Consider the following 16,698-nt stretch of genomic DNA (forward strand, 5'->3'; position numbering starts at 1 on the left):
AGGTGACAATGTGGAGCTTCGACAGATCCAGTATTTTATCGAAGTAGCCAAACGTGAACATGTGACAGAGGCGGCATATGCCCTACATGTGGCGCAGTCAGCGGTTAGTCGTCAGATTTTTAATCTGGAAGCAGAATTGGGCGTGAACTTATTTATTCGAGAGGGACGGAATGTACGCTTGACGCCAATCGGGCGTATGTTTCTCGATCATATGCAGCAAGCCATGAATGTAATTGAGAAAGCAAAGCGAGAAGTAGAGGAGTATCTGGACCCGGAACGCGGGATTATTCGGGTCGGATTTCCGAGTAGTCTGGCTGCGTACATGCTTCCGACTGTTATCTCGGCATTCCGGCAGGAACATCCTCATGTAAAATTCCAGCTGCGTCAAGGATCGTATCATTTCCTGATCGATGCGGTGGACAAGGGGGATATTGATATTGCGCTGCTTGGTCCTGTACCCACACAGGAGAAGCGTGTGAAGGGAGATATTCTTTTTCTCGAAAATATTGTGGCACTTCTGCCGTCGAATCATCCGCTAGCGAAAGAATCGTCTGTCCAGCTGGGTCAGCTACGGGATGATCCGTTTGTATTGTTTCCATCAGGGTTTATTCTGCGGGATATTGTTGTCCAGGCTTGCAGTCAATTCGGCTTTAGGCCGGACGTATCGTTTGAAGGTGAGGATATTGATGCTATCAAAGGGCTGGTAGCAGCCGGGCTTGGTGTCACATTGATTCCTGAAATTACGCTTGTGGATAGTATCCCGCGTGCAACTGTGAAGAAAATGATTAGTGAGGGGAAGGTAACGCGGACGGTTGGTGTTATTATTCCACGTGAACGTGAATTGCTGCCAACAGAGGAGCTTTTTTATACGTTTTTAAAGCGGTTCTTTGCTGTATTAAACCGCTTTGAAGGATAGAGGATATGATGTGGGAAACCACATAGAAACGAGGGACTGAACGTGCATCATTTTCAGCAGATAGGAATTAGCACATCTTTGGATACAAAACTTCAGGAAAATGGAATTACAACACCGACTCCCATTCAGGAACAGGCGATTCCGGTTCTGCTACAGGGAAGAGACGTCATCGGAAAAGCACAGACTGGAACAGGTAAGACATTGGCGTTTCTGCTGCCGATTATAGAGAAGGTTGATTTATCGATAAATCATATTCAAGCATTAATCATTACCCCGACACGCGAACTGGCGCTACAGGTGACCGCAGAAGCGAAGAAGCTGGTGGATGGATCTGGCATCCATGTGCTGGCCGTATACGGAGGTCAGGATGTCGAGCGGCAGATGAAACAGTTGGAAGGAGCTGTGCATATCGTCATCGGAACGCCAGGGCGTCTGCTTGATCACCTGAGAAGAGGTACTATTGAATTGTCACATGTGTCCATGCTTGTGCTTGATGAGGCTGATCAGATGCTGCATATCGGATTTTTGCCGGAAGTGCAGGATATTATTAGCCAGACGCCAGATGAACGGCAGACGATGCTATTTTCGGCTACGATGACACAAGCGGTGCGCACACTGGCGGCGAAATACACGCGAGAGGCGTATGACATTCGCGTCAAAGAAGCAGAGGTTACAGTCTCAGATATTCAGCAGCTTCTCGTGGAGACGACAGATCGAGCAAAGCAGGATACATTATGCCGCTTGATTAATGAGCACCATCCATTTTTGGCGATGATTTTTTGTCGGACCAAACGGCGGGTTAGTAAGTTGAATGAGGCCCTGCAGGCGAGAGGATACAGTGTAGATGAATTGCATGGTGATTTGTCACAGGCGAAGCGAGAGCAGGTGATGCAGCGCTTCCGGGAGGGACAGATTCATCTTCTGATCGCTACGGATGTGGCCGCACGCGGACTGGATGTGGACGGGGTGACCCATGTGTTTAATTATGACATTCCACATGATGTAGAGAGCTATGTACATCGGATCGGGCGTACCGGACGAGCAGGAGAAGCGGGCTTTGCGATTACGCTTGCTGCACCGAAAGATCGTCCATATGTGGCGATGATTGAGAAGGGAATCCGCATGAGACTTCCGAGGCAGAACGCAAATAAAAAAGGGTGAGCAGCGCCGCTCACCCTTTTTTTATTTAATAATTGTCTTCACTCGTCCCACTTGCCCATCTTGCAGACGCACTTTAATGCCGTGTGGATGAAAACTAGATTTCGTCAAAATGTCTTTGACGATGCCGCGTGTTGTTTTGCCTGTCCGCTGATCTTGCTTGAGTACGATGTCCACTTCAATACCAGGCAGGATGTTGACGCGCTGCTGCCCATTCATTTAGACACCTGTACGGCGGCGCTGGTTATTTGGTTTTTTCGTTTGCTGGCTTTTCATCTTCTGGCTGCCGGAAGCACGCTGCTGCCCGTTTTGTGCTGTCTGCTGCGCCTGTTTTTTGCTCGCAAGTTTTTGTTTGATTGCATCTTGCAGACTGATTTTTTTCTTTTCTGTTGCAGAAGTATGTTGTTCGTTTTGTGTAGAATCAGACATGGTTATATATCCCCTCTATCATAAAAATTCGTGTGAATGTGCAAGCTTGCTTTTTGGTATGATGATGTCAATACACTATACCATAGGGGGACGTGGCATGACAAAGCTGCCCATTAAAGCAGTGATCCCTGATTTACGGGAGTCGCTGCGGACACGGCAGAATGCTGTACTGATCGCAGCGCCGGGTGCGGGGAAGACAACGCAAGTCCCACTCGCCTTACTTGATGAGCCATGGCTTGCTGGTAAGCGCATTGTAATGCTCGAACCGCGTCGCCTTGCTGCACGCACCGCTGCTCGCTATATGGCGGCTTCGCTTGATGAGAAGGCGGGAGAGACGATTGGCTATCGCGTTAAAATGGATACAAAAGTAGGGCCTACCACAAGAATTGAGGTCATAACTGAAGGGATTCTTACCCGGATGCTGCAAAATGATCCTTCACTTGAAGAAGTGGGCCTGGTTATTTTTGATGAGTTTCATGAACGGAATCTACATGCCGATCTGGGGCTTGCGCTTTGCCTGCAATCACAGGCGCTCCTGCGGGATGATTTACGCATTCTTGTTATGTCCGCCACACTAGAGGCGGAACCAGTCGCAGCGCTTCTTAACGGCGCTCCTATTATTGAGAGTGAGGGACAGGCGTTTCCTGTTGAAACGTATTATGCTGCGCAGCGAATAGATGGAACGATTGAGGCCGCAGTTGTACAAACGATTCAAAAGGCTTTACAGCAGCATAATGGCGATGTGCTTGTATTCCTGCCAGGTGCAGGTGAGATACGCCGGGTTGAAAGAATGCTTTTCGAGATTGAATGGACGGAACAAGTACGTGTCGCTCCGCTGTATGGCAATTTGTCACGGGATGAACAGGATCAGGCGATTGCACCCGGAAAACCAGGTGAGCGAAAAGTCGTATTGGCCACCTCGATTGCGGAGACAAGCCTGACGGTTGAAGGAGTGCGTATCGTTATTGATAGCGGTCTGATGCGTGTGTCGCGTTTCTCGCCACGTACGGGAATGACAAGGCTCGAAACGGTCCGCGTATCCCGTGCGTCGGCCGATCAGCGGCGTGGACGTGCCGGACGTCTTTCGCCGGGTGTATGCTTTCGTCTCTGGACAGAGGAAGAAGATCGGCAACTTGCGGCACGTCGAACACCGGAGATTCTCGAGACCGATCTGGCCCCACTTACGCTTGCGCTGGCAGAATGGGGAGCTGATCCAAGGGAACTTCTCTGGCTGGATGCGCCTCCGGCAGCAGCCTTCGCGCAGGCACAAGAGCTTTTGATGCAACTAGGTGCCCTTGGAAAAGATGGGGTGATTACAACGCATGGTCGCCAGATGGCCGCGCTTGGTGTACATCCACGCTTGGCGCATATGATGCTGCGGGCTAAAGAACTTGCACTTGGTAGTCTAGCATGTGAACTGGCGACAGTGCTTAGTGAGCGGGACTTTGTCCGTGGAGAGAAGCAGAACGTAGACATACGGCTTCGGATTGACCTACTTCATGCACGAAGCAACCAAAGTATGCCTTATCAAATAGATGATGGGTTACGTCAGCGGATCTGGATGGAAGCAAAAGAGTGGAAGCATCAGCTGATGGTAAAGGACGAGTCGGACAGGAAGAGCGACTGGTGTGGATTGTTGCTTTCATTCGCTTATCCAGACCGTATTGCCCAGCGGCGCGAGAATGGACGATTTTTATTAAGTAATGGTCGAGGAGCAATGCTCGTAGAAGGGCAGGCAATGAGTACGTCTGCCTATCTAGTAGCCGCAGAACTTGGAGATGACGTTCCGGAGAGTCGAATTTTTCTAGCCGCTCCGGTCGATATTCAAGATCTTATCGAACATGCGGGTGAGCAGATGAAAGAAGAACAATGGATTGTCTGGGATCATGCTGCGCAGGCAGTTCGTGCGCGAAACCGTATGAGACTTGGGGCGCTGATTTTGTCAGAGAAACCGCTTATGAGCCTGAACCCGGATGATTGTCTGTCTGCATTGCTTGCAGGCATTCGTGAAGAAGGATTGCGTATTTTTGCATGGAATAAGGCAGCCAAGCAGCTGCGGGAACGTCTTGCTTTCTTGTATCAGGCGGGAGTGAGTACACTTGAAGTATCCGATGAAGCGTTGTTGGATTCCCTTGAAGAGTGGGCTGCGCCGCACGTATACGGTTTAAAAAGCCGGGCGGAGTTAGAACGTTTGAATATGAAGGATGTGCTGGAGGGGATGTTGTCATGGGAAGATCGTCAAAAACTTGATGCAGAAGCACCGACACATATCCTTGTTCCAAGCGGCTCACGCATTCCGATTGATTACAGTGATCCACAGCAGCCGGTGCTAGCTGTGCGCCTGCAAGAAGTATTCGGATGGATGGAGACACCATGTATTGCAGGAGGACGAGTTCCACTGCTTATGCATTTGCTATCGCCGGCTAACCGTCCGGTACAGGTGACCCGTGACCTGGCTAGTTTTTGGCGTACTACGTATTTTGAAATAAAAAAAGACCTCAAAGGTCGATATCCAAAGCATTATTGGCCCGATGATCCGTTACAGGCACTTCCGACTAGTCGGGTGCGCCCGCGACAATAACTAGCAAAAAAGAACCGTCAGCGCGACGGTTCTTTTTTTTGGTTCCCTATGAGTAATAAGGTGAGATCATGATATACACAATGACGCCGGTAAGGCTGACATACAGCCAAAGCGGCATCGTCCAGCGTGCGATCTTACGGTGTTTGTCCACCTGCATATTCAGACCGCGTGTTACCGAAATAAGTGCCAGTGGAACGATAACAGCGGACAGAACGATGTGTGTGATAAGAACGAAATAGTAGATCGGTCGTAGAATTCCTTCTCCGCCATAGTGTGTAGATGGCGCCAGTGCGTGGTATGTCACATACGAAAGCAGAAACAGGGCTGTTGTTGTGAAAGCCGCAAAAATATAACGGCGGTGGCGCTGAATGTTTTTTTGCTTAATGGAATAAAGAGCAGCCACCAGGAAAATAAATGTGAAGCTGTTCATGACAGCGTTGAAAAACGGCAGAAACGTTAGATTAACGTTGCCAAGGCCGTTGTATTTCGGCATGAAGTATAGAACAGCGACAAGTAAGTTAATAACAATTGTGAGACCCACAATAATCGGGGTATAATTGCGCTGCTTCACCTGCTGATTCATTATTAAAATCACTCCTTGATCTTTCTTTAGTTTTAGCGTAGCCAATCGTCGACAAAAACAACGATTCACGTGTCTTATTGTAGCGCTTTTTTTGTACATACACAGTAAGAAAAATGCAACATAATTGTGAATTAAGCAGATTTGTCCCATATGAGTATACAAGCATGTGAAAACAATCTCAACTAGTTGTTTACTATCTATTTCTACATTATAGTGCTCAGTTTTCATAGTCCTTTTTCTGGCTTAAAAGAGCACGTGTGGAGAATCTGAGAAAGTTTCGTGTTTTAATTGTGACGAATTGATGAATAATAGTGAAACGAACAAGCGGAGTACGACTATCTCTGATATTATAAAAGCGCTATTAAATGTTCTACATCATCTTAGGGTGGATGCGTAAGAGAGGAGATGAAAAAAGGTGAGCAAACAAAAGCTGCTGCGTCGGTCTGGGTTTTTCATCATGGCAGCTTTGGCAATGGTCCTTTTATCTGGATGCGAGCAGTACATCGTGTTAGATCCAAAAGGTCCCGTTGCTGAAGTGGAATACCGAATGATTGTGATTTCCACAATTCTGTGTGCAATCGTCGTGATTCCGGTTCTGGCTATCTTCGCGTATGTCGTATATCGATTCCGCGATAAGCCAGGCAACAATGCACCTTATACCCCACATTGGGACGAGAGTAAGGTGCTTGAGATCATCTGGTGGGGGGTACCAATTCTTATTATCGGTATCCTGGGTTATTTCACAGCACGTGATACATTCGCTCTGGCGAACCCGCCAAAAACTGAAGAGCCACCGATGGTAATTCAGGTTTCATCTATGGACTGGAAATGGGTGTTCCATTATCCGGACCAAAACATCGCTACGGTAAATGAAGTACACATTCCAGTTGGAAAACGGGTTGAGTTCCAGGTAACAGCAGATAATGCACCGATGAACTCTTTCTGGATTCCGCAAATTGTAGGTCAGACGTATACAATGCCAGGTATGGCAATGAAGCTGGGCGCACAAGCTGATCATCCGGGTCAATACTTCGGTTCAGGCGCTAACTTCACAGGTAAAGGATTTGCACACATGCAGTTCAAAGCAATTGCAGAAGAACCTGCTAAGTTTGAACAATGGGTTACCAATGTAAAACAAACAAAGCCGGCTTTGACTCGTGCAGAGTATGAAAAGCTTTATAGTGTACCAGGTCTTGTAGATAAACAAGAGTACTCTTCATATCCGAAAGGAATTTTTGAAGAGCGCGTTATGGAAAACGGTGGAGACAACCACACTGGCCACTTCGAACATAAAGAGGCTGCAAAAGGTGAAATGTCTAAAGAAAGTATGAATAAATAACGCGAAAGGAAGGAGGAAATCCATATGTTAGAAAACATCAACACTTTCGCATCTAAGTTTTTTGTTACGGGCGACCCGATGATCTATGGTGCGGATGTTTCGATTGTATTAGCCACGGTTGGTATTCTTTTTGTTCTGACATATTTCAAAAAATGGGGTTATCTGTGGCGTGAATGGATTACAACAGTTGACCATAAGAAAATCGGTTCAATGTATTTCATCGCTTCGCTGCTTATGTTGTTCCGTGGCGGTGTTGATGCCCTGTTAATGCGTGTTCAGCTAGCAGCACCAGATCTGAAGTTCCTGCATTCTGAGCACTATAATGAGATTTTTACTACGCACGGTACGATTATGATCCTGTTCATGGCGATGCCATTCATGTTCGCCCTGTTCAACTGGGTTGTACCGTTGCAAATTGGTGCGCGTGACGTTGCATTCCCGTTCCTGAACTCCGTAAGTTTCTGGTTGTTCTTCTTCGGTGCAATGTTGTTCAACCTTTCGTTCGTAATCGGTGGTTCTCCGGATGCTGGATGGCTGAGCTATCCGCCGCTTTCGGAAAATGCATTTAGTCATGGACCGGGTCAGAACTTCTACATCTGGGGTGTTCAGATTTCCGGTATCGGTTCCTTGGCGACAGGGATTAACTTCCTTGTAACGATCCTTAAAATGCGTGCTCCGGGCATGAAATTGATGAAGATGCCAATGTTCACCTGGTCTGTTCTGGCTAGCTGCATTATCATTGTCTTCGCTTTCCCGGTGCTGACAGTTACTCTTGCACTGCTGTTCGTAGACCGCTTCTTTGACGCTCACTTCTTTACAATTGACGGTGGCGGTAATCCAATGATGTATGTCAACTTGATCTGGATGTGGGGTCACCCTGAGGTATACATCGTAGTTCTACCAGCCTTCGGTATTTTGTCGGAAGTAGTAAGTACGTTCTCGAAGAAATCGATCTTCGGATACAAATCCATGGTATTCGCCATGATGGTTATCAGTGTTGTTTCTTACTTCACCTGGGTTCACCACTTCTTTACGATGGGTGCAGGTGCTGACGTTAACACATTCTTCGCGATCTCAACAATGGCGATCGGTATTCCGACAGGGGTTAAAGTATTTAACTGGCTGTTTACGATGTACCGCGGCCGTATTGAAGTGTCTCAGCCGATGCTCTGGCTGCTGGGCTTCATTCCATGCTTTGTAGTCGGTGGTGCGACAGGGGTTATGCTTGCCGTTGCTCCAGCTGACTATCAATATCACAACAGTTACTTCCTGGTTGCTCACTTCCACCAGACATTGATCGGGGGTACAGTATTCCCGTATCTGGCAGGTCTGTACTACTGGTGGCCGAAAATTTTTGGCTTCAAGTTAAACGACCGTCTTGGTAAATGGGCATTCTGGATGTGGAACATTGGTTTCTACGTGTGCTTCATGCCGCAATATGCTCTTGGTTTCATGGGTATGACTCGTCGTCTGTACACATACGGCTGGGACATGGGTTGGGCTCCGCTTAACATGGTGTCTACCGTTGGTGCGTTCCTGATGGGTATCGGCTTCCTGTTCCAGGGCTGGCAGATCGTTCATGGTATTCTGTATGCAGAGCGCAGCAAGGCTACAGACTCTTGGGGCACAGGTCGCTCTCTTGAGTGGTCAATCCCGTCTCCACCACCTGTATACAACTTCGCGGTTGTACCACAGGTTAAAGGTTTTGACGACTGGTATCTGACGAAAGAAGAAATGAATAAACCAGGTTACAAAGCAGAAAAACCGCAGTTTGAAGCGATTCATATGCCGAAGAACTCTGGTATCCCATTCGTAATGGGTGCATGCTGGTTCCTTGCAGGTTTCGGCCTGACAATGGAAACGACATTCTCTTGGATGATCGTTCCAGGTGTAATTGGTCTTATTGGTGTAGGACTGTGTATGTTTGCTCGTTCTTTTAGCTATGACACGGATTATTATATCCCTGTTGACGAAGTTAAACGCACCGAGGCTTCATTGGGGAGGGTTGTATAATGGCACAAGCAGCTGCCCATCATCATGATGATCACCATCATGATCATACAGAACACGAGACATCGCTTAAGATGCTCGGGTTCTGGATCTTCCTGATCACGGACTGTATTCTCTTCGGTACATTGTTTGCGACCTTCGTTGTTCTTCGTACACATACGGATGGCGGTCCGACTGGTAAGGAACTATTCGAGATTCCTATATTTGTTGCTGAAACGTTTATCCTTTTGACAAGTAGTTTCACAAGTGGTCTGGCCGTACTGGCGATGAATAAGGGCAACCGTAGTGCTCTTATTGGCTGGCTTGTCATTACAGCGTTGCTTGGTCTAGCGTTCGTTGGTCTTGAGGTTAATGAGTTTATTGCACTTGCGCATGAAGGTGCAACAATCAGCCGTAGTGCATTCTTATCTGCGTTCTTCTCGCTCGTAGGTACACACGGTTTGCACGTTAGTCTCGGTCTTTTCTGGATGACAGGTCTGATCTTCCAGCTTATGCGCCGTGGTATTACAGGTGTAACGAAGCGTAAGATTATGATCATTAGCCTGTACTGGCACTTCCTTGACGCAGTGTGGATCTTCCTGTTCACTGTTGTTTACTTGATGGGGGTGATGTAAGATGTCGGCACATGAACATCAACACCATGAAGAACATGGTTCTGTAAAGTCTTATATTATTGGGTTTATTCTGTCGATCATTCTTAGTATCATTCCGATCATGATCGTCGTGAAACACATGCTTAGCCCGGTTGCTACCATTGCATCCATCCTTGTGATGGCTGTACTTCAGTTCCTGATTCAGTTGTTCTTCTTTATGCATATTCGTGAAGGAGAGCGTCCGCGTTATAACGTCATGGCACTCATTCTTGGAATGGTGTTTGTTGTTACGATCGTAGGCGGTGCTATCTGGATTATGGCTTTCAACTCTCAGGTACAATCATAGGCGTTGAAGTAGTAGGGGTCTCTGTGCTGCATTGCGGCACAGAGACTTTTTAGTATAAAGTAGTAGTATAAAGTAGATGGAGCTGATGTGGATGGATAGTATTACAAAAGCCGAACCGCTGCATATTCAGGCATATCAAGTCATAAAAGGTTTGATTCTGCGAAGAGAATATGGACCTGGTGAGCGCATGGTAGAAGCTAGGCTAGCAGAACGTCTGGGGATTAGTCGAGGGCCGGTTCGAGAAGCATTTCGGATGCTTATTCAAGATGGATTACTTGTACAGGGAGAAGGCGCTGTATATGTGTATCGACCAACGGTTAGTGACATTGTAGAAGTGTTTCAATGTCGTGAAAGCCTTGAGGGGCTTGCTGCACGTCTTGCGGCAGCATTTCTTACGATTGAAGATAGACGTGAGCTTACCAATACAATCGGAAAAATGCGAATCGCTATTGAGGGTAATAGACCGGATGAGGCAAGCGTCTGGGATCAGTCGTTTCATGATATTATTACGCGTGCATCAGGCAATCGCCAGCTCATTGATCTGCTTACAGGCATTAAGGAAAAAGCCATCTATATGCGCAGTGTCATTCTTGAAAATCGATGTGATCTGTTTGTAACAGCGATCTCCGACCATGAAAGAATCGTACATGCATTGGAGAGGAAGAATGGAGAGGAAGCAGAGCAAGAAATGCAGACACATATTCGTCGTACGATAAAAAGATTCTTAGAACTTGTTAATGAAAACGCTTAACGTATGTTTTCAGTTGACAGAAAACTATAAAAAGTGATATTTTTTAAAAAATGATATAAAAGGGGACTAGAGAGATGATTTCGAAAAAATGGATGAGTATAGCGGCAACAGCAGCCCTTTCATTAGGGTTGTTGTCAGGATGTGGGGGCGGTGCCTCGCAGAGTACAGGAGGAAGTGATAAATCTTCTGGAGAGCAGACTGCTAAAATCGGGGTTATTTCTTTTCTTACAGGAAGCGGCTCCGCTTATGGGGAAGCAATCACGAATGGCCTGAAACTGGCACAGGACGAGCTGAATCAGGAAAACAAGGGAAAGCTTAAAGTCGACCTTGTGATTGAAGATTCAGCTGGTAAAAAAGATCAGGCCATCACTGCGGCAAACAAACTGATTAATAATGATAATGTAGTTGGCATTATTGGACCTACACTGAGTGGTGAGATGTTTGCAGCTGCACCGATCGCGAATTCGAATGGTGTGCCAATCATGGGAACATCGACAACAGCGGAAGGGATTACGGATAGTGGAGACTATGTATTCCGTAATGCTCTGCCTGAGTCCATTGCCATTCCAGAGGCAGTCAAAAAAGTTGTGGAGAAAGAAAAAATTAAAAAAGTTGCTCTTATGTATTCCAGCAACAATGATTTCTGTGTATCAGGCTACAAGACAATGGAGAAGACAGCAAAAGAGCTTGGACTTGAAATTGTGGATACGAAAACATTTGCAGACGGTGATACCGACTACAGTGCACAACTGACAGCTATTGCATCGAAAAAGCCGGATGCAGTGCTTGTATCTTCCCTGTATAAAGAAGGCGGACTTATTCTTTCTAAAGCAAGAGAGATGGGGCTGAATGTTCCATTTATCGGTGGTAATGGCTTTAACTCACCGCAGCTAGTAAAACAGGCAGGTGCGGCAGCTGACAATGCATACGTGGGCAGCCCATGGTATCCAGGTGGTTCGCCGAAGGCTGATGAGTTTGTAAAGAAATATGAGCAAAAGTACGGCAAGAAGCCGGATCAGTTCGCAGCTCAGGCATATGATGCTCTGTATATTATGACGACATCTCTTAAAAACTCTGGCAAAGCAGATGACCGTGAAGCATTGAAAGAAGCATTGAAAGGTCTGAAAAACTTTGAAGGTGTAACAGGTAAGTTCCAGTTCGACGAAAAGCGTAACCCGGTGATGGAAGTTAAAGTCCTTCACGTTGAAAAGGGAGAATTTAAGCTAGTGAAATAAAGGGGATTGTTCGTATGCTGACACAACAGCTTATTAACGGATTAACCCTCGGAAGTACGTATGCCCTAGTTGCACTAGGGTATACGTTAATTTTCGGGGTATTAGAGATTATTAATATGGCACATGGCGAGATCTTCATGTTCGGTGCATTCGTCGGATTGATGACGGTGCTGTACTATAAGGGTTCACTTCTTACGGCGATCATCGCTGCAATTATTGCTACAATGTTAATTGGACTTCTAATGGAATGGATTGCACTGCGCCCATTACGCAGACAGAAGGGTGCATCGCATCTGGCATCTTTGATTAGCACAATTGGGGTTTCTATTTTTCTCGAAAATTTAGCTCACAAGTTGTTTGGACCAGAGACGCAGCCTTTTCCCATTCCGTTTACAAATGTAACGTATGAATTGGGTTCGGTTCGCATTTCCCTGGTCCAAATTATTATTTTCACCATTGCAGTTGCGGTGATGATCGCACTTCAAGTATGGCTAGGTAAAACACGATATGGACGGGCCTTACGTGCTACAGCAGAAAACATCGAGACAGCAGCCATTCTTGGGGTAAACACGCGAAGAATTATTTTGCTTACCGTGCTATTAGCCTCTGCATTAGGCGGTCTGGCAGGTGTTCTTGTCGGGATGGGCTTTAATGCTGTTACTCCGACGATGGGTGTCTCTGTAGGTCTCAAAGGTCTTGCGATTATTATTCTAGGTGGAATGGGAAGTGTACCAGGTGCAATGGTAGGCGGCCTCGTTCTTGGTGTAACGGAAGTACTGGCGGTTGTATACGGAGATTCCGCATATCGAGATGCGGTCGCATTCGGTATGATTATCGTAATTCTGCTTCTTAGACCACAAGGTATCTTCGGCTCCAAGCAGCCAGTTAGGCGGTGATTGCAGTGCATGACTTGTTAAATCCATACGTACTGCAAATTGGTATTTTTATTTTGGTTAACTGTATGCTGGCAATGAGTATGTATTTGCCGCTTTCAACGGGACAGCTCTCACTTGGAGCGGCTGGGTTCATGAGTATTGGGGCCTATTCATCGGCGTTGCTGACACTTAAACTTCAATTGCCCATGCCTGTGGGAATCATAGCAGGTGGATTGCTTGCAGGTGTTGCCGGTCTTGCGATCGGGATTCCGGCCCTGCGATTGAGTGGGGTATACCTGGCGATTTGTACGCTTGGCTTTGGTGAGATGGTACGGGTTGTATTAAATAATATGGAGATTACGAATGGTGCACTTGGTTTAAATGGAATTCCTCAGCTTGGACAATCACTTGTAAAAATTCTTCGAGATATGGGGATTCAAGCTAGAGCACTGGGTTTAAGCGTACCGCAGTTTTCCTCTCTTCTGACCATTATCGTACTGTTTATTTTGCTCGTTTTGTTGGTTTTATTCATATATCGTCAAGGAAAGTCACGTGTAGGACGGGCATATGAGGCGATTCTTGGTGATGAAAGTGCCGCACAGGCGATGGGCATCAATGTGACCTATTACAAGGTGCTTGCATTTGTACAGGGGGCTATAATTGCTGGTATGGCCGGTGCACTATCTGCACATGTAACGTTCTTCATTAGCCCAGCAGATTTTAACTATCATAAAGCGGTTGAGGTGTTAATCTTTGCGGTACTTGGCGGAAGTGGCGTCATCTGGGGGCCGTTGCTTGGTGCCACACTACTAACATTGCTGCCAGAAGCACTTCGTTTTGCGAGTGAATATCGGATGATGATTTATGGGGCGCTCCTCGTCTTTATGATGGCATTCCGTCCGCAGGGAATTCTCGATGCTTCTACATGGCGTAGGTTGACTGCATGGCGGACGCGTAAACAAAAATCAGTTAATAAGGAAGGAGTGTCGTCATGAGTTTGAAACTTGAGAACGTAAGCAAGGTTTTCGGCGGGTTGGCGGCGCTGACAGAAGTAAGTTTTGAAGTGGAAAGAGGAGAAATTTTCGGTTTGATCGGTCCGAATGGGGCAGGGAAAACGACGTTGTTTAATGTGATTACCGCGATTTTTCCACCAACTTCAGGTACTGTATCATTTGAGGGTAAGGCAATTAGCGGTATGAAGCCGCATCAAATATCAGAACTTGGCATTACACGAACTTTTCAGAATATTAAATTGTTTGACCATATCTCTGCATTAGAGAATGTAATGGTCGGTGCACATAGTCGGACGAAGGCGGGTGTGCTCGGCAGCGTATTCCGTACCCGTTCGCAGAAGGAAGAAGAACACCGTACGAGAGCCAGAGCGGAAGAACTGCTTGATATTGTAGGATTGAATGGATACGGAGATACAATCGCGGAAAATCTGGCATACGGTCAGCAGCGTCGTCTCGAAATCGCTCGGGCGTTAGCGACTGAGCCAAAGCTAATTTTGCTTGATGAGCCAGCAGCGGGCATGAATGAAAGTGAAACAGATGATTTGTTTCACCTGATCAAACGCATTCAGTCAATGGACGTAACGGTTGTACTGATCGAGCATGACATGAAGCTGGTCATGAACATTTGTGATCATCTGGCGGTTATTAACTTTGGGAAGAAAATCGCGGGTGGAAAGCCGGAAGATGTTCAGAATAACCCGGAAGTAATTGAAGCGTATCTAGGTAAGGAAGAGGATGAATAAGCATGTTAAAACTGACTGGGGTTGAAACATATTACGGCAACATTCAGGCACTGAAAGGCATTGATATTGAAGTAACGCAAGGAGAAGTCGTGACAATGCTCGGGGCGAACGGTGCGGGTAAGACGACGACCATGAAAACAATTGCGGGTGTGCTGAAGCCAAAAGCAGGCCGGATTGAATTCATGGGCGAAGACATTACTGGGATGCGCCCTGATCAGCTTGTACAGCGTGGCATCTCCCTTGTTCCAGAAGGCCGGGCGATCTTGTCTAAGATGACCGTGCTAGAAAATCTGGAGATGGGGGCGTTTCAGCGCCGTGATCATGAGGTTAAGCAAGATATCGAGAAGGTGATGGATCGTTTCCCGATTTTGCGTGAGCGTGTATCCCAGCTCGGTGGAACATTGTCCGGGGGTCAGCAGCAGATGCTAGCGATTGCCCGGGCACTCATGTCTCGGCCGAAGCTGCTTTTGCTGGATGAGCCTTCTATGGGACTTGCGCCACTTATTATCGCAGATATCTTCCGGATTATCCGCGAGATTAATGAGGAAGGAACAACCGTGCTTCTTGTTGAGCAGAATGTACGCCAGGCTTTGAAAGTAGCCCATAAAGGATATGTGCTGGAAACAGGCAGACTGGTTGCATCTGGTTCTTCGGAAGACCTTCTGAATGATCCGAAAGTAAAAGAAGCTTATCTTGGTGTGAAATAAGAAAAAGCAGAGGGGCAGCTAGCTCCTCTGCTTTTTTGCTGTTTTATCCAATCATAACTCGCTCGCCTGGATAACGGATGCGTGATTGTTGCTTATTTTTGAAAACGAACAGGAGAACCGGCACGCCAATCCGCCCCATGAACATAAGTAGAACAATGATACACTGGCTAACCGTGGAAAGATTACTTGTAATCCCGAGTGAAAGCCCTGTAGTTCCGAATGCTGAGCATACTTCAAAAAGTACTTCCATCACAGAAAAGCGATCATGCTCAAGGATGAGCAGAATAATAATGCTGGTGCATACGGTAATGGAGGAGACGGTAAAAACAACGAAGCTTTTGATAATGTCTGTCTGATACAAGGAACGTCCAAATAATTGGACTTCTTGACGACCACGTGCATATGCAATAACAGTAAATATCATAATCGCAAGCGTCGTAGTACGAATGCCGCCTCCTACGCTAGAAGGACTTGCCCCAATAAACATAAAAATGCTCATCAGGAACTGTGTAGGCGTACTAAAATCTGTCATGTTCATCGTTACAAGACCACAGCTTCGGGTTGTAACAGAATTGAATAATGCATAAAATACTTTTTCATGCCAGCTCATACCGATAAAGGCCTGGTTATTTTCGATTGCAAGTATGCTAATAAAGCCAACTACAATCAAAAAGAAAAAGGTAAGCGTCGTAAGCTTTGTGTACAACGAAAAGCGAAATGGACGACATTTTTTAACAAAGTATTCATACGCTTCAACAAGTACGGGAAAGCCGATTGCACCAAGCATGATGAGCAGCATTGTAATACCTTGTACGAAATAATCGTGTGAGAATCCAAGCATAGAATTTCCGAAAATATCAATCCCAGCATTCGTATACGAGGAGACACAATGAAAGAGTGCATAATAAAACGCCTCGTACCACGTAGCATAATAACCGGCTCCCCAGAAGTAAAATCCGAGAGTAACCGTTCCAATCGCTTCAAAAAAAATCGCCATGCCGATTACAAGCTTCATCAACTGGACAAGCCCAGATAGATTATTCCGGTTCTGATCCGTCATGATGAGCATGCGATACGAGAGTCCGATATTTTTCCCCAGTAGAATCCAGAGAAATGTCCCCAGCGTCATAATGCCAATCCCGCCGACCTGACAGGCGAAAATCAGAACAAACGTGCCAAATACACTAAATGTATCGACAGGATTGACCGTAACAAGTCCCGTTACGCTTACAGCACTTGTCGCAATGAACAACGCATCTATAAATGAAAGTGTAACTCCTTCTTTTAGACTAAGAGGGAGCATCAGCAGGATGACGGATAGGAACGTTGCTAGAAAATAAGCGCCCACAAGAAGCTGCTGGGCTGAAAAACGGTTGGATAGTTTTTGCATGCTGCCAGTCCTTTCTTTTTCATACAACT

16 protein-coding genes and 1 pseudogene are annotated in these 16,698 nt (G+C 46.4%); 13 read left to right on the forward strand and 4 right to left on the reverse strand.

Annotated elements, in window-relative coordinates:
- Window positions 1-10: 10 nt before the first annotated feature.
- Both gltC and PO771_RS00390 read left to right on the forward strand, forming a co-directional pair.
- Complete coding sequence (gltC, locus tag PO771_RS00385) at window positions 11-916, forward strand: glutamate biosynthesis transcriptional regulator GltC (RefSeq protein ID WP_272561349.1); 906 nt, start codon at window positions 11-13, stop codon at window positions 914-916.
- 42 nt (window positions 917-958) lie between these two features.
- Window positions 959-2,068, forward strand: a pseudogene (locus PO771_RS00390) (DEAD/DEAH box helicase); the annotation flags it as partial.
- A 30-nt stretch (window positions 2,069-2,098) separates the two neighbouring features.
- Here PO771_RS00390 and PO771_RS00395 read toward each other — a convergent pair.
- Window positions 2,099-2,293: a YwbE family protein gene (locus PO771_RS00395; protein WP_272561350.1), complete on the reverse strand. Its 195-nt coding sequence runs from the start codon at window positions 2,291-2,293 to the stop codon at window positions 2,099-2,101.
- Window positions 2,294-2,503, reverse strand: coding sequence for a hypothetical protein (locus tag PO771_RS00400; protein ID WP_272561352.1), 210 nt, complete (start codon window positions 2,501-2,503; stop codon window positions 2,294-2,296).
- Window positions 2,504-2,600: 97 nt separating this feature from the next.
- Here PO771_RS00400 and hrpB point away from each other — a divergent pair, with 97 nt between their 5' ends.
- Window positions 2,601-5,084, forward strand: a complete 2,484-nt coding sequence (hrpB, locus tag PO771_RS00405; RefSeq protein ID WP_272561354.1) for an ATP-dependent helicase HrpB — start codon at window positions 2,601-2,603, stop codon at window positions 5,082-5,084.
- Window positions 5,085-5,130: 46 nt separating this feature from the next.
- Here hrpB and PO771_RS00410 read toward each other — a convergent pair whose 3' ends face one another.
- A complete protein-coding gene (locus PO771_RS00410) occupies window positions 5,131-5,667 on the reverse strand; it encodes a DUF420 domain-containing protein (RefSeq protein WP_272561355.1) in 537 nt (178 codons plus the stop codon).
- Between the two features lie 415 nt (window positions 5,668-6,082).
- Between PO771_RS00410 and PO771_RS00415 the strand changes: the two genes are divergently transcribed.
- The 10 genes from PO771_RS00415 to PO771_RS00460 all read left to right on the forward strand — a co-directional run bounded on the left by PO771_RS00415 (window position 6,083) and on the right by PO771_RS00460 (window position 15,279).
- Entirely contained in the window at window positions 6,083-7,006 is a 924-nt protein-coding gene (locus PO771_RS00415; protein WP_272561356.1) for a cytochrome c oxidase subunit II, read from the forward strand.
- Between the two features lie 24 nt (window positions 7,007-7,030).
- Window positions 7,031-9,019: a cbb3-type cytochrome c oxidase subunit I gene (locus tag PO771_RS00420; RefSeq protein WP_272561357.1), complete on the forward strand. Its 1,989-nt coding sequence runs from the start codon at window positions 7,031-7,033 to the stop codon at window positions 9,017-9,019.
- Entirely contained in the window at window positions 9,019-9,630 is a 612-nt protein-coding gene (gene cyoC, locus PO771_RS00425) for a cytochrome o ubiquinol oxidase subunit III (RefSeq protein ID WP_272561359.1), read from the forward strand. The genes PO771_RS00420 and cyoC overlap by 1 nt, the downstream gene beginning before the upstream one ends.
- Window position 9,631: 1 nt before the next feature.
- Window positions 9,632-9,955, forward strand: a complete 324-nt coding sequence (gene cyoD / locus PO771_RS00430) for a cytochrome o ubiquinol oxidase subunit IV (protein ID WP_272561360.1) — start codon at window positions 9,632-9,634, stop codon at window positions 9,953-9,955.
- Between the two features lie 91 nt (window positions 9,956-10,046).
- Window positions 10,047-10,706, forward strand: coding sequence for a GntR family transcriptional regulator (locus PO771_RS00435; RefSeq protein ID WP_272561361.1), 660 nt, complete (start codon window positions 10,047-10,049; stop codon window positions 10,704-10,706).
- Window positions 10,707-10,780: 74 nt separating this feature from the next.
- Window positions 10,781-11,941: an ABC transporter substrate-binding protein gene (locus tag PO771_RS00440; protein WP_272561362.1), complete on the forward strand. Its 1,161-nt coding sequence runs from the start codon at window positions 10,781-10,783 to the stop codon at window positions 11,939-11,941.
- Window positions 11,942-11,955: 14 nt separating this feature from the next.
- Window positions 11,956-12,837 (forward strand): branched-chain amino acid ABC transporter permease, encoded by an 882-nt coding sequence (locus PO771_RS00445; protein WP_272561363.1) that lies wholly within the window; start codon window positions 11,956-11,958, stop codon window positions 12,835-12,837.
- A gap of 5 nt (window positions 12,838-12,842) precedes the next feature.
- A complete protein-coding gene (locus PO771_RS00450; RefSeq protein WP_422664969.1) occupies window positions 12,843-13,811 on the forward strand; it encodes a branched-chain amino acid ABC transporter permease in 969 nt (322 codons plus the stop codon).
- Complete coding sequence (locus PO771_RS00455) at window positions 13,808-14,572, forward strand: ABC transporter ATP-binding protein (RefSeq protein WP_272561364.1); 765 nt, start codon at window positions 13,808-13,810, stop codon at window positions 14,570-14,572. The genes PO771_RS00450 and PO771_RS00455 overlap by 4 nt, the downstream gene beginning before the upstream one ends.
- A gap of 2 nt (window positions 14,573-14,574) precedes the next feature.
- Window positions 14,575-15,279 (forward strand): ABC transporter ATP-binding protein, encoded by a 705-nt coding sequence (locus PO771_RS00460; RefSeq protein ID WP_272561365.1) that lies wholly within the window; start codon window positions 14,575-14,577, stop codon window positions 15,277-15,279.
- Window positions 15,280-15,322: 43 nt separating this feature from the next.
- On the opposite strand, the gene PO771_RS00465 is transcribed toward PO771_RS00460, so the two are convergent.
- On the reverse strand, window positions 15,323-16,669 hold the full coding sequence (locus PO771_RS00465) for a TrkH family potassium uptake protein (RefSeq protein ID WP_272561366.1): 1,347 nt from the start codon (window positions 16,667-16,669) through the stop codon (window positions 15,323-15,325).
- Between the last annotated feature and the right edge of the window lie 29 nt (window positions 16,670-16,698).

Source organism: Aneurinibacillus uraniidurans (assembly GCF_028471905.1).
GTDB classification, from domain to species: domain Bacteria; phylum Bacillota; class Bacilli; order Aneurinibacillales; family Aneurinibacillaceae; genus Aneurinibacillus; species Aneurinibacillus uraniidurans.